The organism is Nocardiopsis akebiae, assembly GCF_018316795.1.
Taxonomy (GTDB): domain Bacteria; phylum Actinomycetota; class Actinomycetes; order Streptosporangiales; family Streptosporangiaceae; genus Nocardiopsis; species Nocardiopsis dassonvillei.
Genome location: NZ_CP074132.1, coordinates 2,905,755 through 2,929,449 on the forward strand (window position 1 = coordinate 2,905,755; position 23,695 = coordinate 2,929,449).

Annotated in this window: 20 protein-coding genes; 4 read left to right on the plus strand and 16 right to left on the minus strand. The window is 74.7% G+C overall.

The genetic code is table 11. The features are described from left to right. Positions 1-152: 152 nt before the first annotated feature. Positions 153-3,335 (plus strand): DNA polymerase III subunit alpha, encoded by a 3,183-nt coding sequence (gene dnaE, locus KGD83_RS12460; protein WP_212643918.1) that lies wholly within the window; start codon positions 153-155, stop codon positions 3,333-3,335. Positions 3,336-3,361: 26 nt separating this feature from the next. Here the strand turns inward: dnaE and KGD83_RS12465 are convergent, their stop codons facing one another. After that, the gene (locus tag KGD83_RS12465) at positions 3,362-4,015 is read right to left on the minus strand and encodes a TetR/AcrR family transcriptional regulator (RefSeq protein WP_249352306.1); all 654 of its coding nucleotides are present in this window, start codon (positions 4,013-4,015) and stop codon (positions 3,362-3,364) included. 101 nt (positions 4,016-4,116) lie between these two features. Between KGD83_RS12465 and KGD83_RS12470 the strand changes: the two genes are divergently transcribed. Further along, positions 4,117-5,142: a hypothetical protein gene (locus KGD83_RS12470; protein WP_249352308.1), complete on the plus strand. Its 1,026-nt coding sequence runs from the start codon at positions 4,117-4,119 to the stop codon at positions 5,140-5,142. A gap of 669 nt (positions 5,143-5,811) precedes the next feature. On the opposite strand, the gene KGD83_RS12475 is transcribed toward KGD83_RS12470, so the two are convergent. From KGD83_RS12475 to KGD83_RS12490, 4 genes are all read right to left on the minus strand, one after another. After that, the gene (locus tag KGD83_RS12475; protein WP_212643919.1) at positions 5,812-6,135 is read right to left on the minus strand and encodes an STAS domain-containing protein; all 324 of its coding nucleotides are present in this window, start codon (positions 6,133-6,135) and stop codon (positions 5,812-5,814) included. Further along, positions 6,132-7,481, minus strand: coding sequence for a PP2C family protein-serine/threonine phosphatase (locus tag KGD83_RS12480; protein ID WP_212643920.1), 1,350 nt, complete (start codon positions 7,479-7,481; stop codon positions 6,132-6,134). The genes KGD83_RS12475 and KGD83_RS12480 overlap by 4 nt, the downstream gene beginning before the upstream one ends. Beyond that, on the minus strand, positions 7,478-8,290 hold the full coding sequence (locus KGD83_RS12485; protein WP_212643921.1) for an alpha/beta fold hydrolase: 813 nt from the start codon (positions 8,288-8,290) through the stop codon (positions 7,478-7,480). The genes KGD83_RS12480 and KGD83_RS12485 overlap by 4 nt, the downstream gene beginning before the upstream one ends. Positions 8,291-8,487: 197 nt before the next feature. Next, on the minus strand, positions 8,488-9,735 hold the full coding sequence (locus KGD83_RS12490) for an AI-2E family transporter (RefSeq protein WP_394358108.1): 1,248 nt from the start codon (positions 9,733-9,735) through the stop codon (positions 8,488-8,490). A gap of 148 nt (positions 9,736-9,883) precedes the next feature. On the opposite strand from KGD83_RS12490, the gene KGD83_RS12495 reads away from it, so the two are divergent. Further along, positions 9,884-10,573 (plus strand): SMI1/KNR4 family protein, encoded by a 690-nt coding sequence (locus KGD83_RS12495; protein ID WP_249352310.1) that lies wholly within the window; start codon positions 9,884-9,886, stop codon positions 10,571-10,573. Between the two features lie 72 nt (positions 10,574-10,645). On the opposite strand, the gene KGD83_RS12500 is transcribed toward KGD83_RS12495, so the two are convergent. Both KGD83_RS12500 and KGD83_RS12505 read right to left on the minus strand, forming a co-directional pair. After that, positions 10,646-11,140 carry a hypothetical protein gene (locus KGD83_RS12500; RefSeq protein ID WP_212643922.1) on the minus strand — a complete coding sequence of 165 codons (495 nt, stop codon included), beginning with the start codon at positions 11,138-11,140 and terminating at the stop codon, positions 10,646-10,648. A 203-nt stretch (positions 11,141-11,343) separates the two neighbouring features. Then, positions 11,344-12,312 (minus strand): NAD(P)-dependent alcohol dehydrogenase, encoded by a 969-nt coding sequence (locus tag KGD83_RS12505; protein WP_212643923.1) that lies wholly within the window; start codon positions 12,310-12,312, stop codon positions 11,344-11,346. Between the two features lie 324 nt (positions 12,313-12,636). Between KGD83_RS12505 and KGD83_RS12510 the strand changes: the two genes are divergently transcribed. After that, entirely contained in the window at positions 12,637-13,890 is a 1,254-nt protein-coding gene (locus KGD83_RS12510) for a DUF5685 family protein (RefSeq protein ID WP_212643924.1), read from the plus strand. 220 nt (positions 13,891-14,110) lie between these two features. Here the strand turns inward: KGD83_RS12510 and KGD83_RS12515 are convergent, their stop codons facing one another. The 9 genes from KGD83_RS12515 to KGD83_RS12555 form a co-directional block, all read right to left on the minus strand. Further along, positions 14,111-14,404, minus strand: coding sequence for a hypothetical protein (locus KGD83_RS12515; protein WP_212643925.1), 294 nt, complete (start codon positions 14,402-14,404; stop codon positions 14,111-14,113). 159 nt (positions 14,405-14,563) lie between these two features. Beyond that, complete coding sequence (locus KGD83_RS12520) at positions 14,564-15,355, minus strand: SDR family NAD(P)-dependent oxidoreductase (protein WP_212643926.1); 792 nt, start codon at positions 15,353-15,355, stop codon at positions 14,564-14,566. A 174-nt stretch (positions 15,356-15,529) separates the two neighbouring features. Then, positions 15,530-16,177: an ABC transporter ATP-binding protein gene (locus KGD83_RS12525; protein WP_212643927.1), complete on the minus strand. Its 648-nt coding sequence runs from the start codon at positions 16,175-16,177 to the stop codon at positions 15,530-15,532. Between the two features lie 17 nt (positions 16,178-16,194). Further along, on the minus strand, positions 16,195-18,264 hold the full coding sequence (locus tag KGD83_RS12530) for a hypothetical protein (protein WP_212643928.1): 2,070 nt from the start codon (positions 18,262-18,264) through the stop codon (positions 16,195-16,197). A 73-nt stretch (positions 18,265-18,337) separates the two neighbouring features. Beyond that, a complete protein-coding gene (locus KGD83_RS12535) occupies positions 18,338-18,634 on the minus strand; it encodes a lactococcin 972 family bacteriocin (protein WP_047871932.1) in 297 nt (98 codons plus the stop codon). Between the two features lie 359 nt (positions 18,635-18,993). Further along, the gene (locus KGD83_RS12540) at positions 18,994-19,881 is read right to left on the minus strand and encodes a GntR family transcriptional regulator (protein WP_212643929.1); all 888 of its coding nucleotides are present in this window, start codon (positions 19,879-19,881) and stop codon (positions 18,994-18,996) included. Between the two features lie 212 nt (positions 19,882-20,093). After that, on the minus strand, positions 20,094-21,122 hold the full coding sequence (gene pdxA / locus KGD83_RS12545) for a 4-hydroxythreonine-4-phosphate dehydrogenase PdxA (protein ID WP_212643930.1): 1,029 nt from the start codon (positions 21,120-21,122) through the stop codon (positions 20,094-20,096). Continuing rightward, positions 21,119-22,318, minus strand: coding sequence for a four-carbon acid sugar kinase family protein (locus tag KGD83_RS12550; protein WP_212643931.1), 1,200 nt, complete (start codon positions 22,316-22,318; stop codon positions 21,119-21,121). The genes pdxA and KGD83_RS12550 overlap by 4 nt, the downstream gene beginning before the upstream one ends. Continuing rightward, entirely contained in the window at positions 22,315-23,358 is a 1,044-nt protein-coding gene (locus KGD83_RS12555) for a 2-keto-3-deoxygluconate permease (protein WP_212643932.1), read from the minus strand. Before KGD83_RS12555 ends, KGD83_RS12550 begins: the two co-directional genes overlap by 4 nt. Positions 23,359-23,695 lie beyond the last annotated feature (337 nt).

Consider the following 23,695-nt stretch of genomic DNA (forward strand, 5'->3'; position numbering starts at 1 on the left):
GCCGCCGGGGCCTCCCAGGGCCGCCGCCCGGCCGCTTGGGGCGTAGTTCCAGTTCAAGGCTGCGGGGACCCCTCCTCTACGCTACAGTTTTCGTACGACAGTTCGAATGCGGTGTCTTCCTCCCCGGCCGCACGGCCAGGGGAGGGGTGTCGGTGTTCGCGCACCTGCGGACGGCGTCCAACTACTCGTTCCGGCACGGCACCGCCGCCCCGGCAGCGCTCGTGGCGCGCGCCGCGGCCGACGACCAGCCGGTCGCGGCGCTCACCGACCGCGACAGCCTCTTCGGCGCCGCCGAGCACGTCCACGCCTGCCGTGAGGCCGGAATCCGACCCGTGCTCGGCGCCGACCTGGCACTGGCCGCCCCGGGCGGCGGTCGCGCCGTCCTCCTCGCCCGGGGTCCGGCCGGATGGGCGTCCCTGTGCCGCCTGGTCACCGCCGCCCACCACCGCTCCGGCCCGGTCGCCACCACTCCGGGCGAGGTCGCCGAGCACGCCCGGGGCCTGGTCGTGCTGCTGGGCCCGGACTCCGACGTGGGACGTGCCCTGGCCGGGCGAGAGGCGAGCCGCGCCCGCGCCCTGCTGCGGGTCTGGCGCTCCACCGGCGCCGAGGTCGCCCTGGCGCCGCACGACCACGGCGCCCCGGGCCAGCGCGAGACGGTCCGCGCCCTGGTGCGCCTGGCCGACGACCACCGGGTGCTCGCGGTGCTGACCAACGCCGTCCGCTACCCGACCCCGGCCGACGCCTCCCTGGCGCGGTCCCTGGACCGGATCCGCCAGTGGGCGCCCGGCGGCTACACCCCCGACCCGCCCACCGACCGGGCACACCTGGCCACCGGTGCCGAGATGCTCGCCGTGGCCACGGCGGCGTGCGCGGGCGACCGGTCCCGGGCGCGACGGCTGCTCGCGCACACCGCCGCGCTGGCGGCCTCCTGCGCCCTGGACCCGGCCGCGGACCTGGGCATGGGACGCCTGCACCTGCCCGCACGCCCCGGCGCCGCCGCCGAACTGCGGGCCCGGTGCGCCTCCGGCGCCGCCCGCCTGGGCATGGACCGGGACGGCCGCGCCCCGGACCGCCTGGAGGCCGAACTCGCCGTCATCGACCGCCTGGGCCTGTGGTCCTACTTCCTGACCGTGGCCGACGCCGCCGACGCCGTCCGCGCCAAGCACATCCGGGTCTCGGCGCGCGGATCGGCCGCAGGAAGCCTGGTCGTGCACCTGCTCGGCATCAGCGCCGTCGACCCGCTGGAGCACGGCCTGCTCATGGAACGCTTCCTCACGCCCTCCCGGCCCGGACAGCCGGACATCGACCTGGACGTGGAGTCCGCGCGGCGTCTGGAGGCCTACGACGCGGTCATCGCCGCCCACCCCGGCGCCGCAGCGGCGGTCGCGATGGTCGACACCTACCGGGCCCGCTCGGCCCTGCGCGACGCCGGGGCCGCCCTGTCCCTGCCCGCTGCGGAGGTCGAACGCATCGCCGCCGCCTTTCCCAGGGTGCGCGCCGCCCGCATCCGCCAGGCCGCCCGGGAACTACCGGAACTGTCCCGGATCGGCGGTGCTCCCCTGACCGGCGAGCACGTGGAGCGCCTGTTCACCCTGGCCGAACGGTTGGACGGGCTGCCCCGGCACCTGGCCATGCACCCCTGCGGGCTCGTGCTCACCGGCGCCGACCTGACCTCGCGCATTCCCACCCAGCCCTCCGGCGCGGGGTACCCGATGGTCCAGGCCGACAAGGACGGGGTGGAACCCTGGGGCCTGCTCAAACTCGACATCCTGGGCGTGCGGATGCAGTCCACCCTGGCCCACGCCCAGGCCGAGATCGCGCGCACCACCCGCACCGTCCCGGACCTGGAGGCCCTGCCCGACGCGGACGCGGCCACCGCCCACATGATCGCCACCGGCAACACCCTGTCCTGCTACCAGATCGAATCCCCCGGCCAGCGCTCCCTGGTCACCCGGCTGCGCCCCCGCCACCTGGCCGACCTGGTCGCCGACATCAGCCTGTTCCGCCCCGGCCCCATGGGTGTGGACATGGTCGCCGCCTACCTCGACGGCCGCGCGGGCACCCCGACCCCGGCCCCGCACCCGGACCTGGACCCCGTCCTGGCCGAGACCGGCGGCGCCCTGCTCTGGCACGAACAACTCCTCCAGGTCCTGGACACCTACACCGGGTGCGGCCTGGACCGCGCCGAAGCCATGCGCCGCGCCCTGGCCACCGACCGGGGGCGGGCCCAGGTCGAAGCCGAGGTGCGCACGCTGGCCGCCCAGCGCGGCCACCCCACCCGGGTCACCGACCAGGTCTGGGACATGGTGGCCGCGTTCGGCGCGTTCGGGTTCTGCCGCGCCCACGGCACCGCGTTCGCCGCGGTGACCTACCAGTCCGCCTACCTCAAGCGCCACCACCCGGCCGCGTTCACCGCGGGTGTCATGGAACACCACCCGGGTATGTACCCGCGCCGGGTCCTGCTCCAGGACGCCCGACGTACGGGCGTGCCGGTCCTGGGCCTGGACGTCAACGCCTCCCACTCCACCTGGCGCGTGGCACGCGTCGGGTCGGCGGGGCCGCCCCGGTGGGGGGTGCGCCCGCCGCTGGGCGACGTGTCCTCGCTTCCGGCCGCGGCGGTGGAGCAGATCCTGGCCCGGCGTCCCTTCACCGGCCTGGAGGACGTGCTGGAGCGCACCGACCTGTCCGGGCAGGGCCTGGACGACCTGATCCTGGCCGGAGGCCTGGACAGCCTCGTCGGCGGCCACACCCGCCGTCGTGACGCCCTGCTGCGCGCCCATGTCCTCCGGCGTTCCCACGCCGCAAGGCCCGCTCGGGGCCAACTCGCCCTCACCGACGCGTCGGCGCGGTCCCGACCGGTCGGGGCGGTGGAGACGACCCGCGCCGACGCCGTCGCCGAGGAGTTGCGGGTACTGGGCTATGAGCTGTCGGGACACCTGTTGGACGCCCACGCCGAGGACATCGCGCGCCTGGCGGCCCACCACCGTCTGACCCTGGCCCGGGACCTGCACCGGTGGGAGGACGGCGCGGCGGTCACCGTGGCGGGGCTGCGGGTGAGCGTGCAGACCCCTCCCACGCGTTCGGGCCGCCGAGTGGTGTTCGCGACCCTGGAGGACCGCACCGGCCTGATCGACCTGGCCCTGTCCGGCCGCGCGCAGCGGCACTCGGCCGCCCCGGTGTTCGGCGGCGGGGTGCTCGTGGCGCGTGGTCGGATACGCCGGGCCGCTCCCGGTGCTCTGGCCACCGTGGACGCCGTCGACGTGCGTCCGTTGGGGGAGGTGACCAGGACGCGTCGCGCGCGCCGGAGCGGCTCCCTCCCCGGTGAACGGGGATAGGGCCGATTCCGGTCGGCCTGGCCTCCTCACGGCTGCGTGCGTCGCTCGGCGGCGTCGAACGCGGGCGCCAGCGGGGCCAGGGCCGCGCGGATCTGCTCGGCCAGCGAGCCGGAGGGCACGACCAGCCCTCCGGCAACGGAGCCCCCGCCGTCCCCCGCGTTCCCGGCCGGCTGGAGCCAGCCTTCCAAGGAGACGCGAACCGCCGCGGCCACGCTCGCCGCGAGAACGCGGGCTGTGTGCGCTCCGACGTCGGACAGCCGTTCGGCGATCACCGCCGCGAGCGGGGGCTCGATACCGGCGGTGGCGCCGAGGAAGGCGTCGCGCAGCGCGGCCTGGGCGGTGATGAGCAGCAGCGCCCGGTGTTCGCGCTCACCGGTGTTCGTGTACTGCTCGACCACCGCTTCGGTGACGGCGTCGGCCAAACGCACTTCTGGCGGCCGGGCCGCGACCGCCGCCGCGATCCGCGCCTCCCGGTCCGCGGTGACAGCGGAGACGATCGCCTGCTCGCGGCTGGCGAAGTAGTTGTTGTAGGTGCGCGGTGAGACCCCGGCCGCCCCGGCGATGTCCTCGACCCGCACCCGGTCCGGCCCGCGCTCCACGGCCAGGCGCAGCGCCGCCTCGCGTAGCGCCTCGCGCGTGGCCTGCTTCTTGCGCTCCCGCAGTCCTGGTGGTCTCGTCACGGTGTCAGTATCCCACACGTGGCTGCGTGCGCGCAAAATTGCTTGCGCGCACTTTTTCTGTCAACCTCGGAACGACCGAGACCGACGGAGAGGACCTCGCCATGCGAGCAAGGGGAATGACCTACGACACCGGGTTCGTCACGCACGGCCGGACGTCCCGCGAGCACTTCGACCCCGCGGTGGTCAGGCGCGAGCTCGCCGTCATCCGCGACGACCTGCACTGCGACGCGGTCCAGGTCATCGGCGGCGACCCGGACCGGCTGGAGCTGGCCGCCGGCGCCGCCGCCGAACTCGGACTGGAGGTCTGGTTCTCGCCCTATCCGCTGGAACTGCGTCCGGAGCAGATCCTCGCCCTCTTCCGCGACTGCGCCGCGCGAGCGGAGCGGCTCCGGCGCCAGGGGGCCGCCGTCGTGTTCGTCGCGGGGGTCGAGCTGAGCGTGATGAACCACGGGTTCCTGCCGGGGGAGAGCCCCGAGGAGCGGGTCGAGCAGCTGATGAGCCGACCCGAGCGGCGGTCCGAAGCGATGCGCGAGCTCGGCGTGCGCGTCAACACGTTCCTCCGCGACGCCGTGGCCGCGGTACGCGAACACTTCCAGGGCAGGCTCACCTACGCGGCCATCCAGTTCGAGCAGGTCGACTGGACCCCCTTCGACATCGTGACGTACGAGCTGCTCCGCTCCGCCGAGGTCGCCGACCGGTTCCGTGACGCGGTGCGCACCCTCGCCCGGGGCCCGAAGCCGCTCGCCGTCACCGGGTTCGGCACCGCGGCCTACCGCGGCGCGGGGGACCGCGGCGGACGGGTGCTGGACGTGGTCGAGCAGGACCCGCGGACGGGGGTCCCCGTGCGACTGAACGGTGTCTACGAGCGCGACGAGGCCGGTCAGGCCGCATATCTGAGCGAACTGCTGGAGGTCTTCGAGGCCGAGGGCGTGGACAGCGCGTTCGTGTTCCTGTTCGCCTTGCCCGGCTACCCGCACCGCCCGGACGGCGACCCCAGGGACGACCTGGACCGGGCCGGGCTGGGCATCGTCAAGCTCCTCGAAGGGGTCCGCGGGCAGACATACCCGGACATGGAATGGGAGCCCAAGGCCGCCTTCGAGGCGGTGGCGCGGCGCTATCAGCGGTGACGGGCTCCGCGCACGGTGCCCGTGGTTCGGGATGCGCACCGCGGCGTGGTGCGCATCCCGACGAACACGGGGCGAGCTCGGTGGATACGGAGGTTGACCGACTCGCGGGGAGCCGACGGGTCTCTTCGCTGAGGGTGTTCGCCGGGGTGTTCGGCTAAGAGCGCGAACAGGGTGTATGGCGCTGATGGGCCGGGCCGGAGCGGGTTCGGGGTGTTCGTTCCGATGCCCCGACTCATAGCGTATTGTCACCCGTTCGCCGTGGGTGCGGGCGGTGCGGGCCGGCCGGGGTGGTTGTGCTCCCCGAGCACGCGGGGATGCCCCTCGTACCCATAGGGGCTCGGGTCGCTTCCCGCGCATCCGCGGCCCGGGAAGGCGGACGGGGTCCCGTTCTCCCGTGGGAAAGCGGTACTGCGGTCGCGGAACCCGGGCCGCGTCGCGGGCGTCTGATCCCGCGACGCGACTTCGCCCGTGACCACGCCCCGGCCCGGATCAACGAGGTCCCCGCCCGCCCGTAGGGCCGACGCCCCCGCGGCCGGGCGTGCGCGGAACGGTTTCGGGCGACCAGCACCGGACACGGCGCAGTCGCCCGCCCCTACCCGTGCAGGCGCTCCAAGGCTGACAGGACCCCGCCGCCGGTGCCCCGACGCGGACGGCTGCGCCGTGCCCGGGTCAGGCGGTGCCTGGGCGGATGGTGAAGACCCGGTTCAGACCGACCATGGTCATGATGCGCAGGGTGTTGGCGGGGACGGAGAGCAGGGCCATGTCGGCCCCGGCGGACAGGGCGTGCTGGCGTGCGGCCAGCAGGGCGCTGATACCGCTGGAGTCGCAGAAGTCCAGGCCGGACAGGTCGATGGACAGGCACTGGCCGGAGTCCAGCGCCAGGAGTCGGACTTCGTGGCGCAGGGTCGCGGCGTGGTCGTAGTCCAGCGAACCGGTCACGTCCAGGACGGGGCCCGTCGCGCTGTCTCGGCGGGTGACGTTCAGGCTGCTCATGGTGGACCGCTCATCGTGTGGTGTCCGGTTCCGGACGGGGCGGTGGAGGGCTGGGCGGGGACACCGAGCGCGAGGATGGCGGTGTCGTCCTCCAGGCCCTCGCCGAAACCCTCCAGCAGTTCGGTCAGCGCGCCGACGACGCCGTGGGCCGTGGAGGGGGCGTGCCGAGCGGCGAAGGAGAGCAGGGCCTCCTCGCCGTACATCGTGTCGGGCCCGGCCCCGGTGCGGGCCTCGGTCAGGCCGTCGGTGTAGAGCACGAAGGTGTCGCCGGGGGCGAGGGTGGTCTCCACGGTGGCGAAGTGGGCGTCGGGCAGCACGCCGACGAGCATCCCGCCGGAGGCGAACAGGAACTCGGCCCGGCCGTCCCCGCGCAGGGCCAGGGCCGGGGGGTGGCCGCCGAAGGCCAGGCGGGCGCGGACGCGCCCGGCGTCGCCGTCGGGTTCGAGGACGCCGAAGACGGCGGTGCAGTAGCGGGGGTCGCCGTTGTCGGCGTAGCGCTCCAGGAGGGCGGTGTTCAGCGTGCCCAGGGCGTCCGCGGGTTCGGAGGAGTGCAGGGCGGTGGTGCGCAGGACGTAACGGGCCTGGGAGGTCAGGGTCGCGGCCTCGGGCCCCTTGCCGCTCACGTCGCCGAGGAAGAACGCCCAGCGCCCGTCACCGAGCGGGAAGAGGTCGTAGAAGTCGCCGCCCAACCGGTAGGGGGAGGCGGTGTGGTAGTAGGCGGCGGCCTCCATGCCCGGAACGTCGGGCAGGGTGTCGGGCAGCAGGGCCCCCTGGAGGATGACGAGCGCCTCCCCCAGGCGCGCCCGGTCCGCCTCGGCCCGCCGGTGCGCCTCCTCGGCCTCCTCGCGGGCCCGTTCGGCCTCGGCGCGGGCCCGTTCCGCCTCCCTGCGGCGGCGCAGCAGCTCCTCCTCGTAGGAGCGGCGGTCGGTGGCGTCGAAGACGGTGGTGCGGACCAGTAGCGGCTGCCCCCCGCCGTCGCGCTTGACGGAGGAGGAGACCAGCACGGGAAGGCGGCCGCCGGCGGAGGTCCGCATCTCCAGGGCGATGCCGTTGACCTCGCCCCGCAGGTGCAGCAGGGGTGCGAAGTGCGTCTCGTGGTAGAGCCTGCCGCCCACGGTGAGCAGGTCGGTGAAGCGCATGCGGCCCACCACGGCGGCGCGCTCCAGCCCGAGCCACCTCAGCAGCGTCGCGTTGATCCTGGCGACCGTGCCGTCCATGAGTGTGGACAGGTAGCCGCACGGCGCGGACTCGTAGAGTTCCTCGGCGCTGTCCCCCAGCAGCGCGCTGAGGGCCGCGTCGGTGGCGGAGCCGTTGCCGGCCCCGGGAGGCCTGGTCTCCCCGCTCATCCGGCGTCCCGGAGGGACTCCAGGAACTCCAGCAGCGCAGCCGCCGTGGCCCGTGGCGCGCTCAGCTGCGGGCAGTGGCCGGTGGCGTCCAGGGTGACCAGCGTGGAGGAGGGGATCGCGGCGTGGACGAAGGCGCCCACCTCGGGCGGGGCGATGGCGTCCCGGGCGCACTCCAGGACCACGGTGGGGACCTCCACGCCCTTCAGGTCCTCGCGGCTGTCGGACAGGAAGGTGGTGCGGGCGAAGACCCGGGCGATGTCGGGGTCGGTGGCGCAGAAGCTGTTGGTCAGCTCCTGTCCCAGTTCGGGCCGCTCGGGGTTGCCCATGATCACCGGTGCCATCGCCGACGACCAGCCCAGGTAGTTCGACTCCAGCGAGGCCAGCAGTTCGTCGATGTCGGCCGCCGTGAAGCCGCCGCGGTAGCCCTCGTCGTCGATGTAGCGGGGGGAGGGGGCCACCATCGCCAGCGCCCGGATCCGCTCCGGCAGCGCCCGCGAGGCCAGGACGCCGACCATGGCGCTGACCGAGTGCCCCACGAACACCGCCCGCTCCAGGTCGAGGGCCTCGCAGACCTCCGCCACGTCCCGGGCGTAGCCCTCCAGGGAGGAGTACCTGTCCTCGCTCCAGGCGGAGGCGTCCGACCCTCCGGAGCCGACGTAGTCGAACAGCACCACCCGGTACCGCTCGGCCAGGGCCGGGACGACCAGGCGCCACATGTTCTGGTCGCAGCCGAACCCGTGGGCCAGCACGACCGTCGGGCCCTCGGCCGCCCCGGTGACGGTGACGTTGTTCCTGCGCAGGATGTCCATTTCGACCGCTCTTTCGCCATTTCGGCCCGTATGAGAACGGTACTCGATCCCATGGGGTGTTTTCGGTGCCGAAACGGACGTGTCCGTCGTCTCCTCGTGCGGCACGGACAGGGTCGGCCGGGTCGGAGTGGTCCCCGCCTCCACCGGGTTCGCGGGTCAGGTCCCGGTGTCGGCCCGGCCGACCGGGGAACGGGTGGTCACGGTCCCTCCCCGCCGTCCCGCTCCCGCGGGCCTGCGGGACGCGCGTCGCCCCCGTCGCCACCGGACGCCGGGACCGCCGGGGCCGCCGGGGCCGGGGACGGTTTCTCGTCCTTCCCGTCGCCCTTCCCGTCCTCCTCGGCGTCGGAGAGCAGATGGTGCTCGGTGACCTCGTAGCGCCGGATGTAGGTCCCCAGGAACGCCTGCATGCTCGCGCCCATCGGCAGCGCGAGCAGCGCGCCGGGCGCCCCCAGGATGGCCACGCCCGCCAGGACCGAGCCGAACGCCACCGCGGGGTGCATGTCCAGGGTCCTGGCGGTGATGCGCGGCTGGAGCAGGTAGTTCTCGAACTGCTGGTAGACGACGATGAACACCAGTACCCACACGGCGGGCCAGATGCCCTCCAGCAGCGCCACGAGCACCGGGACGACCCCGCCGATGTAGGTGCCCACCGTGGGGATGAACTGCGAGAGCACGCCCACCCACAGCGCCAGGGCGAACGCGAAGGGGATGTCCAGCGCCACCAGCACCACGTAGTGCGCGCCCGAGCAGACCAGGGCCAGCAGCGCACGGGAGTAGAGGTAGCCGCCCGTCTTGGTGATCGCGATCTCCCAGGCCCGCAGCACCTCGCGCTGGGTGCGCGGCGGCAGGACCGAGCAGATCACGCGGCGGAAGCGCGGGCCGTCGGCGCACAGGTAGAAGGTGAAGAGCGCGATCGTCAGCGCGTTGAACAGCAGCGCCAGCACGGTCGTCCCGGCGCCCCAGACGTTGTTGGCGATGCCGGAGGCGTACTGCTCGATCAGCCCGCTGGCGCTGGAGATCTCGTTGAGCAGGGTGGTGGGGGAGTAGGAGGTGTCGAACGTGGTGTTGACCCAGGCCAGCGCGGCGCGGATCATCGCGGGGATCTCGGAGACGAAGGCCAGGATCTGGCCGACCAGCATCGACCCGAGCAGGCTGAGGAACACCACGGTCAACGCCAGCACCAGCAGCATCACCAGCCCGGTGGCGGGCCCGCGCGGCCAGCGGTGCCGGTGGAGCCAGTTGACCGCCGGTTCCAGCGCCAGGGCCAGGAACAGCGAGATCAGCAGCAGCATGATGAGGCTCTGCAACCGGACGAACAGCCACAGGGCGAGGCCGAACGCGGTGACCAGCCACAGGGCCAGCAGCATGGCCCGGGGGAGCCAGCGCGGCATGCCGCCGCCTCGGTCGGGGCGCGCGGACCCGGGCGGTGTGGTGCTCGTGTGCAAGCCGGTTCTTCCTCACTGTGTGCTGCCGCGCGACGGAGCCCCCGCGGCGTGCCGGGACGGATGCGGCCCCACCGGACGATAGCGCCTCCCGGCCCTCCATCCGTCCCGTCGCCGCCGCACTGTCGGCGGGGCTTCCTACGATGCCGCCATGGACACGAGTACGGATGTGTGGGCGGGAGTCCGCGAACGGGTGCGGGGACTGGCTCGGGCGCCCGGCGCGGAGGAGGTCTTCGGAGCGGGTTCCCACCGCTTCGAGCTGCTGGAACCGCTGACGGCGGAGGAACTGGCCGAGGTGGAGGGGCAGGTGGGCGCGCGCCTGCCGACGGGGTACCGCGAGTTCCTGCTCATGGTGGGCGCCGGCGGAGCGGGGCCCGCCCACGGTGTCTTCCCCCTGGTCAGAGGGGCGGACGGCCGGTGGCGGTGGCACGGCGACGGCGCGGACCTGGTCGCCCCGGCGCGGCTGGCGGAGCCGTTCCCGACCACCGGCCCCGACCCGCGCTCCCTGGCCGCCCTGCGGGCCGAGGAGCCCGTCGAGGAGGACTTCGGGGACGGCGAGGAGTTCGACCGGGTCTACGAGGCCTGGGACGCGCGCATGGCCGACCTGCTGTGGGCCGAGGAGCGTACCGTTGGCGCGCTGTGCCTGTGCCACGTGGGCTGCGCGCTGCGGCAGTGGCTGGTCGTGACGGGTCCCGAGGCCGGGCGCATGTGGATCGACGGCCGTGTAGACGACGAGGACCTCACGCCGCTCACCGGCGGGGACGGCGCGCCCCTGACCTTCACGGACTGGTACCTGGGGTGGCTGGAGGAGGCCTCCCGGGCCGTGGCGGTCCGGTCGTGACCGAGGTCCGGTGCGCCGCCCGTCCTCACGGGCGGCGCCCTCCCCGGACGGGGCCGGGCGCCGCCGACCGCCTCAGGAGGACGGGGCCGTGCCGGAGGGCGGCGGCGTCCCGGGCGTCGGCGGGGACGGCCGGTCGCGCCGGGCGCTGTGTCCGACCGCCCGGGGTTCGCGGCCCTCGGCGGCGCAGCTCAGGACCTCCCTCGCGGCGAGCCGTCCCGCCACCTGGAAACTACGGACGTTGGAGTCGGTCCAGTGCCACACGGCGTCGCGCAGTACCATCCGCGCCGCGAAGGCGGGGAGGTCCTCCTCCCGTTCCCGCCACGCCTCGCGCGCGCCCTCCGCGAACGCCTCGGCGAACTCCCGCGGAAGCGGTTCCCCGGTGTACCGGCAGGTGGGGGGAAGGTCGTCGACGAACGCGAAGTCCCCGGAGGCCTCCTCCGGCAGGGGCTCGGCGTCGACCCAGACCATGGCGAAGGAGCCGGGGCACGCCGTCTGTTTGACGTGGCGGACGTAGACGCCGGTCACCGGTCGCGGCAGCGGGGGCGGGCGCTCGTGGTCGGTGGACACGTGCTTCTCCTGACGACGGGGATCACAGTGTCCCTCCGCGCGTCCGCTCCGCACCACCTGTTTTGCGGGCGTGGTCGAGGTGCCCGGCGCCTTCGCGGGAGGTACGGTCGACACGCCGGTGCGCCGAGGAGTGACCTGCGTGCCGCTCACACGAACGGGCGGCACGCTCACGGACCACCGAGAGCCGGTCGCGGACGCCGGCCTCAGGTCCGCGGTCCGACCACGCGCACCACCACCTTGCCCCGGATGCCTCCGGCCTCCAGCGCCCGGTGGGCCTCGGCGATCCCGGCCAGGGGAAGGACCCTGTCCACGACGGGGCGCACGGCCCCGGACTCGGTCAGGCGGGTCAGCTCCGCGAGCAGTTCGTGCCCGGGGTTGCCGCTGAACGCGCGGATCCGGCGCGGACCGAAGACGGCCGAGGCGGCGACGTAGGAGAGCGACGCGAGCGCGCGCTCGATGTCGAAGGTGATCGTGACCATGCGCCCGTTCCGGGTCAGCCGCCTGCGGAAGGCGCCCATCCCGGTCCCCACCGCGTTCAGGACGACGTCGAACGGCGGCAGGTCCTCCGGTTCGGTGCTCGCGTAGTCGAAGGCCTCGTCGGCGCCCAGCTCCCGCGCGAAGTCGAGGTTCTCGGCCCTGGCCAGCGCGGTGACGTGGGCACCGTAGGCCCGGCCGAGCTGGACGGCGACGCTGCCCACCCCGCCGCTCGCGCCCCGCACCAGCAGCCGCTCTCCCGGGGCGAGACGGGCCTTGTCCCGCAGCGCGGTCACGGCCGTCGTGCCGACGCCTGGCAGGGCCGCGGCCTCGACCAGGTCGATCCCGGCCGGTGCCGGGGCCAGCTGCCGGGGCGCGACGGCCACGAACTCGGCCGCGCTGCCGAACGCCCTGGGCAGGCCGCCCCACACCCGGTCCCCCGGCGCGAACTCCGAGACTGCGGACCCCGTCTCGACCACCTCACCCGCGAAGTCGATTCCGGTCCGCTTCGGAAAGCCCCTCTCGACCAGCCCGGTCACCGGGCGCACCCTGCCCGCACGGCCCAGCAGCTCGCCGCCGTTCACGCTGGCGGCGTGCACGCGCACCAGCACCTCTCCCGGGCCGGCGCCGGGCTTGGCGACCGTGCCCTCGTACAGCACCTCCGGGCCGCCGTACCGGTCGTACAGGGCCGCGCGCATCCGACTCACCGTTCTGGTCCCCTTCGTCAGCCGCCGCACTTCGGGTCCGTGCGGGTCCTCGTCGTGCACGCTACGGTGTAAACGGACGCCAGTCTCCACTTAGGGCCGATGTGAGAGACAGTGCCGCTCATTCGTCTCGGATCGCCCCGCCGGAGCGCCGCGGTCCCCGGCGACCGGAGTCCGGCCGCGCGTGCGGGACCGTGCCGCCGGAGCCGTGCCGAAGCCGCCAGAACGGCCGGAACCTCCCGCCCGGCGCGGGCATCGAACCCCGGTGTTCAGCACAGTCCGCCACCGCCGTGGCGTCGGAAGACGAGGTGTCAGCACGTGTTCGGAATCCTGCGTCCCTGTCGGCACACGTTGTCCGACGGGCTGGCCGAGGAGTGGATGTCGCACATGTGCGGGCTGTGCCTGGCCCTGCGCGACGACCACGGCCAGGCGTCCCGGATCGCCACCAACTACGACGGCCTGGTGGTGTCGGTCCTGGCCGCGGCGCAGTCCGAGGAGTGCGCGGGCACGCGCCGGGCGGGCCGCTGCCCCCTGCGCGGCATGCGCGGGGCCGAGGTCGCCGACGGCTCCGGCGCGCGCCTGGCGGCGGCGGTGTCGCTGATGCTGGCCTCGGCCAAGATCGCCGACCACATCGAGGACGGCGACGGCCCCTACGCCCGCAGAGGCGTGCGCGCGCTCGCCGGACGGTTGGCCGAGCGCTGGCGGCGCGACGCGCGCGAGGCGGGCGCCGGGCTCGGGTTCGACGGCGCGGGCCTGGTAGCGGTGGTCGACCGGCAGCGGGAGGCCGAGTCCTCGGCGGGACCGGGCACCGACGTCCTGGCGGTGACCCGGCCGACAGAGGAGGCCACCGGCGAGGCGTTCGCGCACACCGCCGTCCTGGCGGGGCGGCCCGCCAACGCCGAACCCCTGCGCGAGGCTGGCCGCCTGTTCGGCCGCGTCGCCCACCTGCTGGACGCGGTGGAGGACCGCGAGGAGGACGGGGAGAAGGGCGCCTGGAACCCGCTGACGGCCACCGGCACCGGGCCCGGCCGGGCCCGTGAGCTGTGCGACGACGCCGTCCTGGGCGTGCGGCTGGCGTTGGAGGAGGCCGAGTTCGTCGACGACCGCCTGGTCCGGGCGCTTCTGGTGGGGGAGCTGCACCGTGCCGTCGACCGCGTCTTCGCCCAAGCCGGATACCCGCACCCGGGCCAGCACCACAACCACCAGCACCACTACCACCAGCAGCCGCCCCACCAGTGGGGAGGGGACGGACACGGTGCCCACGGCGGCCACCACGGCGGCGGGCACGGGGGCGGCTCCGGCGGTGAGGGTTCCGGTTCGGGCGTGGTGCGGAAGAGGAGCGGCTGCTGTGACTCCTGTTCGTGCGACACCCCCGAACTCCGGCACCCGCCCAAGCAGCGGGGCGTCCTGGCGGGTTGCGCGGTGGCGCTGTTCATGTGCGGAACATGCCAGTTCTGCTGCCGCGACCCCCACCCCGGGCCGTGGTCGGGCAAACCGCGAAACTCCTGGTGTGAAGCCTGCGAGTGCTGCAGCTGCTGTAATTGCTGTGAGTGCTGCAACTGCTGCGACTGACGTTCAGGTCGTCCGGGACGGGGGAACCGGGGCTGGCTCCTCCGCTCAGGCGCGGCACCGGACGGGGACGGTAAGCCGGGGACGGTCTCCGCGGGGAGACGGGGCGCCGGGCGCGGGGACGGCCCTCCCCGGAGGCGTGCTCACCCGACGGGTGCGGCGACTCCGGGGGGTCTCCTCGGGACCGCGCCTCACCGGACGAGGGGGCGGGCCTACCGCCCCTTCAGTCCTCCCAGTCGTTCCACTCCTCCAGCTCCTCCCGCTGGGCCCGCTCCCACCGCTCCAGGGCCTCCCGTTCCCGGGTGAGGCGCTTCTGCACCGTGGCGATCTCGGGACCGAGGATCGTGTTCCTGAAACCCCAGTTGATCTCCTCGGCGGTCAGCAGCTCGACGCTGTCCGCCGCCCAGCGGCGGCCGGGGACCGCGCCGGGGTTGCAGCGCAGGGTCCAGCCGGGGTTTGTCCGCTGGAACTCCTGGAGCACGGCGTCGAAGGTGCGGGGTTCGGTGTGATCGGGCATGGCCTCACCTGGGGGCGATCCGGGAACCGTTGTGCGGAAGCGGGTCGTGCGGCTGGCACCCAGCACACTAGACCCGCGCCGCCTCCCCGTCAGGTGTTTCGCGCAATTCCTTCGCGGGCGCGGAGGCCCCTCGGAGGGCTCCGCCCGCGGCCGCGCCGGTCAGCGCAGGTACGAGGCGCCGTTGACGTCCAGGACGGCTCCGGAGGACCACACGGCCTCGGGCGAGGCGAGGTAGCGCACGGCCGCGGCGACCTCCTCGGGGGAGGCCACACGCCCGAACGGGCTGTCGGCGCGCACCCGGTCGGTGAGGCGCTCGGCCACGCGCTCGGTCTCCACGAACCCCGGAGCGACGGAGGCCACGGTGATGCCGTGCGGGGCCAGGGCCACGGCCAGCGACTGGCCCAGGGAGTGCAGGGCGGCCTTGCTCGCGCCGTAGGCCGGGTGGTCGGGCTCGCCCCGGTAGGCGCCCCGCGATCCGACGTTGACGATGCGGCCGCGCACCCCGTGGTCGATCATGTGCCGGGCGGCCAGGTAGCTGGTGTTGGCGGCGCCGAACACGTTCACGTCCATGGTGGTCCGCCAGGCCCGCTGCCACTGCTCGTAGGAGGTCGTGGCCGGGGGGTGGGCGGTGTTGACCGCGGCGTTGTTGACCAGGACGTCGAGTCCGCCCAGGCGGGAGCTCGCCCGGCCGACCAGGTCGGCGGCCGCGTCGGGGTCGGCGATGTCGGCCCGGAGGAGGACGTGCCCCCGGCCGGGGAGCCCGGACAGGGTGGCCTCGGCCTCGGCGCGGCGTGTCGCGTAGTGCACGGCGACCCGGTCGCCCAGCTCAGCGAACGCGGCGGCCACGGCCCGGCCGATGCCCCGGGCGGCGCCGGTGACCAGGACGGCGCGGCCCGTCCGGCTCTCGCGGGGGTCGTGGCGGCCGGGCTGGGAGAGGTCATCCGATGGCATGCGGGGCACTCTAGCCCCTCGCCCGGCCGTGCGCGGGTTCCGGTGCCGCGGAGCCCACGGCCCTTACCGGTCTCGACCCCCCGCGCGCCGGTCACGCGTCCTGTCGCCGCACTCCCCGCCTCCCGGACCCCGGCCAGCCGGGCGGGTGGTGGACCCGTTCCCGGGCCCTCGCCGCTACCGGCCGCCGATCGCCTGCGCCTCCCGTCCCGTGCCCACGTCGAAGGCGGCGTCGCACGCGTCCCGGACGGCGTCGTCGTGCGTGGCGATCACCACCGCGCAGCCCTCCCGGCTCATCTGGCGCAGCACCTCCACGACCATCGCGCCGTTGTCGTGGTCCAGCGCGCCGGTGGGTTCGTCGGCCAGCACCAGGGAGGGCTGCTTGACCAGCACGCGGGCCAGCGCCACGCGCTGCTGCTCACCGCCCGACAGCCGGTGCACCTTCTCCCGCTCCCGTCCCGCCAGTCCCACCCGTTCCAGAGCCGCGGCGTGGCGCGACCTGGTGTCGTGGCGCTTGACGACCGCGAGGTTGGCCCGCACGGACGCGCTCTCCATCAGGGCGTAGTCCTGGAACAGGTAGCCGAGCTCGTCGGCGCGGAAGCGCCGCTGCCCGCCCGGTCCCAGACGGGTGAGGTCGGCGCCCCCGAAGAGGATCCGGCCCGCAGTGGGCCTCTCCAGCAGCCCCATGCAGTTGAGCAGGGTGGTCTTGCCCGATCCGCTGGCGCCCACCAGGGCCAGCATCCGCCCCGCCTCCACGGTCAGGTCCAGGTCCTGCCACAGCACGCGGGAGCCGAAGGACTTGGTGAGCTTCTCGACGGTGATCATGCTGCCTCCCGGGTGTCTCAGGCCTGCGAGGAGCCCTCGCGGACGATACGGCGGTGGAAGAAGGCGAGCGCGCCCAGGGTCAGGGCGAGGCCGGCCGCCGCGATGGCCGCGGCGTAGAGGGGTTCGAGGCCGCTGGTCGGCACCGTCTCGGGCGGCAGCGTCCCGGCGGGGTCGCGCAGCGCCCGCAACGTGGTCAGCGAGTCCCACGCGGCCCAGCCCGTGAAGCCCAGCGCGATCCCCGCCTCGACGGCCAGGAACCGCCGGTGCGCGGCGAGGAAGCCCCACCCGCTGATGTGCCGGGCGAAGACGGTCTGGGCCCGGGCGCGCGTGTGGATGACGCACGAGGCGATGCCGGTCAGCAGTAGCAGCGCGGTACCGGCGGCCAGGTTGAACGCCTCGATCCGCAACAGGTTCAGGTCGGCGGCGTGGGCCGCGGCGGCCTTGTTCAGGACCGGCTGGACCGCGTTGACGTACTCGGCCATCCGGGGGTCGGCCTCCCGGGCCCGCTCCACCACGCCCGGGTCGGGGAACAGCACGGCCTCGTGGGTCATGTAGGTGACGTAGGCGCTGTCGGAGAGCACGGAGCCGTTGGGCAGGGCGATGACCACCGGGTCGCGCAGGAAGGACGGCTCCCGCTGGGCGAACGGGGCGCGCGACCCGTAGGTGAACACCGTCTGGCCGTCGGCCGCGGGCAGCACCTCGACGTCGGCCCCGGACTCCTCGCCGCCGTTCTGGAGGCCCAGCCAGTCCGGCATCGCCCGCTCGATGTCCTCGCGGTGGGAGGCGTGCGCGCGCGGGAGCAGGACCCGGACCCGGTCCCCGGAGGCGGCGGGGCCGTAGCGCTCGCCCGAGGGGGACACGATCTCCTGCTCCTCCAGGTAGGTGTCGTTGACCACGAGCACGTCGAAGCCGGGCCGCCCGGACCCGACCGGCACGACGGACTCGGGCGCGTGCTGGTCGGCGATGACGACCCGGCCCTCCCGGTCGGCCCGGCGCAGCCAGGGGCCCAGGAGGGAGTTGGCGCTCTCGGGGTCCTCCATGCCGACGCTGCCGTTGAGGGTGACGTGCGAGGTCTGGCCGGTCCGGGCGAAGACCTCCAGGGAGGACCGCTGCTCCCGGGTGGTCTGCGCCAGGTGGACGACCGACCCCAGGACGGCGAGCACCAGGAGCAGCACGGGCACGCGCACCAGGTAGGCGCCCGCCTGGGCGGTGCGCACGGGGACGCGGCCCTTGAGCGCGGGCAGGATCGCGGTGGTGTGCACCAGACCGAGCACCGCGGCGTGCACGGCCGCGGCCACGGCGGCGAAGACCCCCGCGAACACCAGGGCGATCAGGGCGAAGAAGCCGAGCTGGTTCCAGCCGTTGTAGAGGCCCAGACAGGCCAGGGTGACCAGGGCGACGCCGGGCAGGGCCGCGCCCCACAGCCGGGCGACCCGGCCCAGGTCGCGCAGCAGGATCCGCCCGTAGGAGCGCCCCAGCAGCCGCTGGACGGCGTAGTCCCGGGAACCGAGCAGCACCCCCGCGCCGACCGCGGTCACACCCGCCAGCAGCGCCAGGGCCAGGACGTTGAACAGCGGGCCGCCCAGGAAGGACTGCCACAGCCGCGCCTGGCTGCCGCCCTCGTCCGGGCGCAGGCCGTGCTCGGCGAGCGCGTCGGTGAGCGCCCGCGCGCTCTCGGGCGGGCCGAAGACCAGGTAGTAGCCGCGAGGGCTGCGTTCGGCGAGCCCGTCGACGGGATGGACGCGCAGCTCCGTGGCCGGGTTGAAGGACGGGTAGCCCCCGGTCAGCCAGTCCGCGTACCGGGAGTCGGGGTCGCCCACGGCCAGGTACAGGTGCGACAGCGACTCGGGGGTGCGCACGTCCGGGGCGGTGAAGCCGATCGCCACGCCCTGCTCGGCGGCGACGCGCTCGACGGTCTCCGCGACCCGGCCGCCGTCGGAGGTGCCCTCGTCCTCGACGATCCACACCACCGCCGAGTGCTGCGCGGTGGGGATCGTCAGCTCCCACGTGGCCAGCAGCAGCGCGGCGATGAGGGAGGCGAGCAGCAGGAACGCGGTGTGGGCGAAGGCGATGGTCCGGTTGGGCATGGTCTCCTGGCGCGGTCGCGGACACGGGGGCGACCCGCTGACGGGAGGACGTCAGCGGGTCCGTCGCGGTCGGTTACCCGCAGTGCCTCCAGTAGCTCTCGTTGTTGGACAGGGCACGCGGGGCCGACGCCCGGGAGGTGTACCCCGGCAGGTACGCCGCGGACGTGACCGTGTACCTGCCCACCGCCGTGGAGCCGTGGCAGCGCGATCCGTGGAAGTAGTCGGAGTACACGACCGAGGAGGTGAGCCCGTGGTACCACGTCCCGCCGCCGACGTAGCTGACGGCCGCCGCGGCTGCGCCCGCGGTCCCGGCGGTGAGCCCGGCGGCGATCGCCAGGGTCGCGGCCGCCCGCTTGAGGGTGTGGGGCATGGTGTTTCCTCTCCTGGCCTTCGCTGGGGTTCTCGGGGGAGGTCCTTCGCGGTCCGCTGTGAGGGGTCTTGTCTGCGGGGGGACACCTCCCCGCCCGCGCGCCGGGTCGCCGGAGGCGGCGGGGAGGGCCGTGGGCGCCGGGACGGGGGCACCCCGGCGCCCACGGCCCCTCCTCTCGCCGGAGCGCGGGAGATGGAGATACCCCGCCCCGATCCGGCCGAAATCCCGCTGACCGGTTGCGGACAGGCCCGCCGCCGCCACCTGCCGGTTCCGCGCCCCGGCCACCCGCATGACCGGAGGACGGCGTACACACGACGGACGGCCCTTGCGCGGCCCCGGCCGTTCGGGTAGGCGGGGGCTCAGTCCTCCCGGCGCAGGCGGGCCAGCTCGGCGCGCAGCTCCTCGGCCAGCTCCACGGCGCGCTCCAGGCCCGGCTCGCGGGCCGCGCCCGCCGGGGCCCCGGGGCGGGTGGCGGTCAGCGACGGGTCCGGGGCGATGCGCACCTGGTCGGCGGCGCCCTCGGCCTCGATGTCGAAGACCACCCTGTCGGAGCGGTGCCAGCTCTCGAACCACTCCAGGGGCGCGCCCCGCTGGTCGAAGGTCCCGCCCTCCAGCAGCAGCAGCGGCGCGTCCGCGGCCACGCCCAGCTCCCGGGCGATGCGCGGATCGGCGGGCACGGCGCGGATCTGCCTGCGCCCGCTCGTGGGCACCGCGGCGAAGCGCTCCTCCATCAACCGGTGCAGGGAGGCGTCGCGCAGCATCGCGGCGTCCAGCGCGGCGAAGCGCTCGGCGGGCAGCCAGGTGCGCACGTAGGACAGGGGGTCGCCGTCCAGGGAGCGCATCCGCTCCAGGCGCAGCAGTTCGCGCGTGCCCAGGTGGCGCGTCGCGGAGGGCACGCCCGACCGGGTGGCCTCCAGGGAGAGCACGGTGGTGGACAGGCGCAGGCCGTCGGCGGAGAACTGGTCGAACAGCCCGGTCACCCGCTGCACGAACCGGTGGTGCTCGGTGGGCACCGCCGCGACCGCCGCGCGCCCCCGGGTCCGGCGGACCGCGCCCTCGTCCTCCAGCGTGGCCAGCGCCTGGCGCACGACGCTGCGCGACACCCCGAACCGCTCGCGCAGGGCCGCCTCGCTGGGCAGGGTGTCGCCGGGGGCGATCGAGCGGTCGCGGATCTCCGCGCGCAGCGCTCCGGCGATCTGCGCGTGCAGCGGTCGGGGGTCGGTGCGGTCCACGGGCATGCGCAACATTGTAGGGTCGTCCCTTCTCGCGGGGCGGTCGCCCCGGAGCGGGGGCCTCGTGTGCCGGGCCCGCGCCCGGTCCCCGGACCGCGCGGCGGACGCGTCGACCGGGGCGGGGGACCCCCGTGGAACGGACCCGCCTGTGGCGGGCGCCCCGCAGGACGGACGGGGCGCCCACCACAGGCGGGGGGTGTGCGCACGGGCGCACACCCCCGGAGCGGCTACCCCTCGGAGCGGGTGGCCTGCCAGACGTGGCCCCAGCCCGGGGCCAGCTCGGCCGCGCGGCGGATCGCCAGCACGAGGCTGGCCTCGCGGGCGATGCCCCGGCCCGCGATGTCGAAGGCCGTGCCGTGGTCGACCGAGACCCGCACCACGGGCAGGCCCGCGGTGATGTTGACCCCGTCGTCCCCGTAGACCGCCTTGAAGGGCGCGTGCCCCTGGTCGTGGTAGCAGACCGCGACCAGCTTCCACTTGCCCTTGACAGCCGCCGGGATCAGGGCGTCGGCGGGGAGCGGGCCGTGGGCGTTGATGCCCTCCTCGCGGGCGCGGGCGATCGCGGGCGCCAGGACGTCGGCGTCCTCGTCGCCGAACAGGCGGTTCTCACCCGCGTGCGGGTTCAGGCCCGCCACCCCGATGGGCTCGTCCGGGCTGCCCTGGGCGCGGGCGAAGGCGCTCATCAGGCGCAGCACCTGGAGGGTCCGCTCCTGGGTGACGCCCTCGATGGCCCGGCGCAGCGACACGTGCGTCGTCAGGTGGAAGAAGGACAGCTCGTCAGCCGAGAGCACCAGGCTGTAGTCCTTCACCCCGAACTCGTGCGCGAGCAGCTCGGTGTGCCCGGGCCAGGCGTGGCCGCCCAGGTGCATCGCGGCCTTGTTCAGCGGCGGGGTGACGATGCCCTCCACCAGGCCGCGCTTGGCCAGGTCCACGGCGGCGATGACGAACCGGGCCGCCCCGTCGCCCGCCTCCGCGCTCAACTCGCCCGGGGGGACGTGGCCCAGCGAGGGGCCGGTCTGCACGACGTCGATCACGCCGGGCCGGTCGGCGGCCTCGGCCGGGGAGGAGACGGTGTTGACCGCCTCCGGGTCCCCGCCGACGGCGGCGACGGCGTTGCGCAGCGCGTCGGCGTCACCGACCACGACCGGTTTGGCGTACTCGCGGACCTCGGGGTGGTGCAGCAGCGCCTTGGCCGTGATCTCGGGGCCGATCCCCGCCACGTCGCCCAGGGTGACTGCCAGTGTGGGACGGCTCATGCGTTCCTGCCTTTCGGGTGGCGGACCGCCTCGGCGGCCTCCAGTAGTGCGGTCGGGGATCCGAACCCCCCGGCCTTGGTGACGATGGCGCGGCCGTGCCGGGGTCCGCCGGACAGCGTGCCGATCGGGATGCCGGGCGCGACCTCACCGGTCAGGGCGATGGCGCGGGCCTCCAGCGCCCGGGTCAGGGCGCGCGCCCCGTCGCCGCCGGTGACGACGAACCCGGACAGCTCGTGCCGTCCGGCCAGGGCGGCGGCGAACTCGCCCATGCGGCGGGCCACGGCGGCCGGATCGAGCTGCCCGTCGCGGTCCTCGGGCGCCACCAGCGCCGTGTGTGCCGTCGAGGGGTCGAACCGCTCCAGCGCCCCGCTGGTCCAGGAGCGCCAGGCCTCCTCGTCGGCGAGATCGCCCGGCGCGGGCTGCTCGATGCGGGTGCGCGGGTCGGCCACCAGCTCCTCCACCTGGCCGCGTGCGGTCTGGTGCAGCGAGGTGACCACCACCAGCGCGGGCGCCGGGGCCTCCTGCCCGGCCCAGGAGCGGGCCAGCCGGGAGGCGAGCCCGGCCGAGCCCACCGGCACGGCGTCCGGCCCCAGGGCGGTGACGGCCGCCGCGAGGCGGTCCAGGTCCTCCTCGGTCTCGGCGTCCGCGACCACGACCGGGCCGCCGGCGCGCAGCAGTCCGGCGTCGGCGCGGGCGTCGTCGCCGGTGAGCCGGACGTGCTCGGCGCCCAGCAGGACCGCGATCCGGCTCTCGGTCACCGGGGTCACCGGGTCGCGGCCGACCGCGGTGCGGTGCACCTCGACCCCGTCGACCAGGAGGACCCCGTCGCGGATCGTTCGCCCCGTGGCGGGGAAGGCCGGGCAGACCACGGCGACCGCGCCGGGCGACCAGGCCGAGAGCGTCGCGTCGATCTCCGCGCGGATGGGGCCGCGCAGGGTGGAGTCGACCTTCTTGTACAGGCGGGCCGCGCCCGCCCCGCGCAGGCGCCGGACGGCCTCGTCGGCGGCCCGGGCGGCCAGCTCCGCGGGCAGTGCCCGCGAGTCGGTGCTGACCGCCACCACCTCCGCGGTGGAGGGGGCCGGGGAGAGCTGGAGCTCGGTGCTCCACCCCGCGCGCAGGAACTGCACGGCGGTGTCGCCCGCGCCGGTCAGGTCGTCGGCGACCACGGCCACGCGGGGCTCTTCGGGTGTGCTCACGTGTTGTCCTCCTCGGCCTCGGCGGGCGCGGCCGAAGCGGCGGCGCGGGCCTGCTCCTGCTTCTCGGCCTCGGCGGGCGAGGCCCCGGCCCGGCGCAGGACCCACGTGGTCACCAGCGGGGCCAGCAGGGCGGTGACCAGGACGCTCGCGGCGACCTGGGAGGTCGCGGTGCCCACGTAGGCGGCGAACGACGGGTCGGCCGCGGCGACGATGGCCGGGGTGGCCACGGCGTTGCCGGAGGCGGTGCCGGCGGCGAAGCCGACGCCGGACTCCTTGCCGCGCCGCAGCAGGAACCTGTAACCGAGGTAGACGAAACCGCCGGTGACCAGGGTGATGACCACGCCCAGCAGGATGCCGGTCAGTCCGCCCTGGGCCACGTCGGCCAGGTTGATCCCCGTGCCGAGCGCGAAGGCGAAGAACGGGATGACGATGCCGGGCACCGGCTTGAGCACGTCGCGCCACTGCGCGTCCACGTTGCCCACGACGACGCCCAGCACGAACGGGATGATCGCGGCGAGCAGGGTCGTCAGCGGGATCTGGCCCAGGCCCGAGGCGCCGATGAACAGCAGGGTGAAGAAGGGGCCGTCGTTCACCGCTCCGGCGATGTAGGCGCCGCGGTCGCGGGCGCGTCCGTACTGGCCGGTGATGGCCAGCCACAGCCCGCCGTTGGCGTTGGTGGCGGCGGAGATCATCGCCAGGATCGACACGCCCAGGAGGCCCTCGGGGCCGGTGACCATGGCCAGGGCGATGATGAGCAGGCCGGGGATGACGCTCTTGCCCAGGAGCACGACACCGGTCGTGGCCAGGACTGGTCCGCTCGTGCGGAGGGTGACCTGGGTGCCGGTGGCGAAGATCAGCAGGGCGATCAGGGGCATCGCGCTGTCCTTGAACAGCGCGGTGGTGAAGCTGCCGATGTCCAGCGCCCCGGGGGCGAAGGTTCCGATGACCGATCCCAGGACCAGGGGGATCAGCATCGCCCCGCCGGGGATCTTGTTCATCCAGTGGTAGAGGGGCACCAGGGACCCGTGGTCGTCGCGCATAAGTATCCGTTCGCAGGGGTGGCCCGGCGGGCGGCCCGTGGAGGTCGGAGGCCGGAACACATGTTGTCCGTACAGAGTGTACGTACAAGTTGGGATGATGTCAGATCCTGGCACACGAATTCACACCGGGGCGTCGGCGGGCCGGGGCGCGGAGGGGCCGCGGGGGCGGTGTGCGGGTGTGCGCGGGGGTGCGGCCGGGGCGGCGTGATCCGGGCCACTGAACGCCCGGGTGTTCTCCCGCGGGTCGCGTCGGAGGTGCGGTGCGGGCGTGGCATCGGTTGGCCGTAATTCTCCTCTTCGGTGACCGGGAGGCGGTGCTCCCGATTCCTTCTCATTG

What these genes read in the sequence shown, in the direction of transcription:
- KGD83_RS12470 (WP_249352308.1), top strand. Translation starts at nt 4,117, where the DNA reads ATGCGAGCAAGGGGAATGACCTACGACACCGGGTTCGTCACGCACGGC.
- KGD83_RS12475 (WP_212643919.1), bottom strand. Translation starts at nt 6,135, where the DNA reads ATGAGCAGCCTGAACGTCACCCGCCGAGACAGCGCGACGGGCCCCGTC.
- KGD83_RS12480 (WP_212643920.1), bottom strand. Translation starts at nt 7,481, where the DNA reads ATGAGCGGGGAGACCAGGCCTCCCGGGGCCGGCAACGGCTCCGCCACC.
- KGD83_RS12485 (WP_212643921.1), bottom strand. Translation starts at nt 8,290, where the DNA reads ATGGACATCCTGCGCAGGAACAACGTCACCGTCACCGGGGCGGCCGAG.
- KGD83_RS12495 (WP_249352310.1), top strand. Translation starts at nt 9,884, where the DNA reads ATGGACACGAGTACGGATGTGTGGGCGGGAGTCCGCGAACGGGTGCGG.
- KGD83_RS12505 (WP_212643923.1), bottom strand. Translation starts at nt 12,312, where the DNA reads ATGCGCGCGGCCCTGTACGACCGGTACGGCGGCCCGGAGGTGCTGTAC.
- KGD83_RS12515 (WP_212643925.1), bottom strand. Translation starts at nt 14,404, where the DNA reads ATGCCCGATCACACCGAACCCCGCACCTTCGACGCCGTGCTCCAGGAG.
- KGD83_RS12520 (WP_212643926.1), bottom strand. Translation starts at nt 15,355, where the DNA reads ATGCCATCGGATGACCTCTCCCAGCCCGGCCGCCACGACCCCCGCGAG.
- KGD83_RS12525 (WP_212643927.1), bottom strand. Translation starts at nt 16,177, where the DNA reads ATGATCACCGTCGAGAAGCTCACCAAGTCCTTCGGCTCCCGCGTGCTG.
- KGD83_RS12530 (WP_212643928.1), bottom strand. Translation starts at nt 18,264, where the DNA reads ATGCCCAACCGGACCATCGCCTTCGCCCACACCGCGTTCCTGCTGCTC.
- KGD83_RS12535 (WP_047871932.1), bottom strand. Translation starts at nt 18,634, where the DNA reads ATGCCCCACACCCTCAAGCGGGCGGCCGCGACCCTGGCGATCGCCGCC.
- KGD83_RS12540 (WP_212643929.1), bottom strand. Translation starts at nt 19,881, where the DNA reads ATGTTGCGCATGCCCGTGGACCGCACCGACCCCCGACCGCTGCACGCG.
- pdxA (WP_212643930.1), bottom strand. Translation starts at nt 21,122, where the DNA reads ATGAGCCGTCCCACACTGGCAGTCACCCTGGGCGACGTGGCGGGGATC.
- KGD83_RS12555 (WP_212643932.1), bottom strand. Translation starts at nt 23,358, where the DNA reads ATGCGCGACGACCACGGGTCCCTGGTGCCCCTCTACCACTGGATGAAC.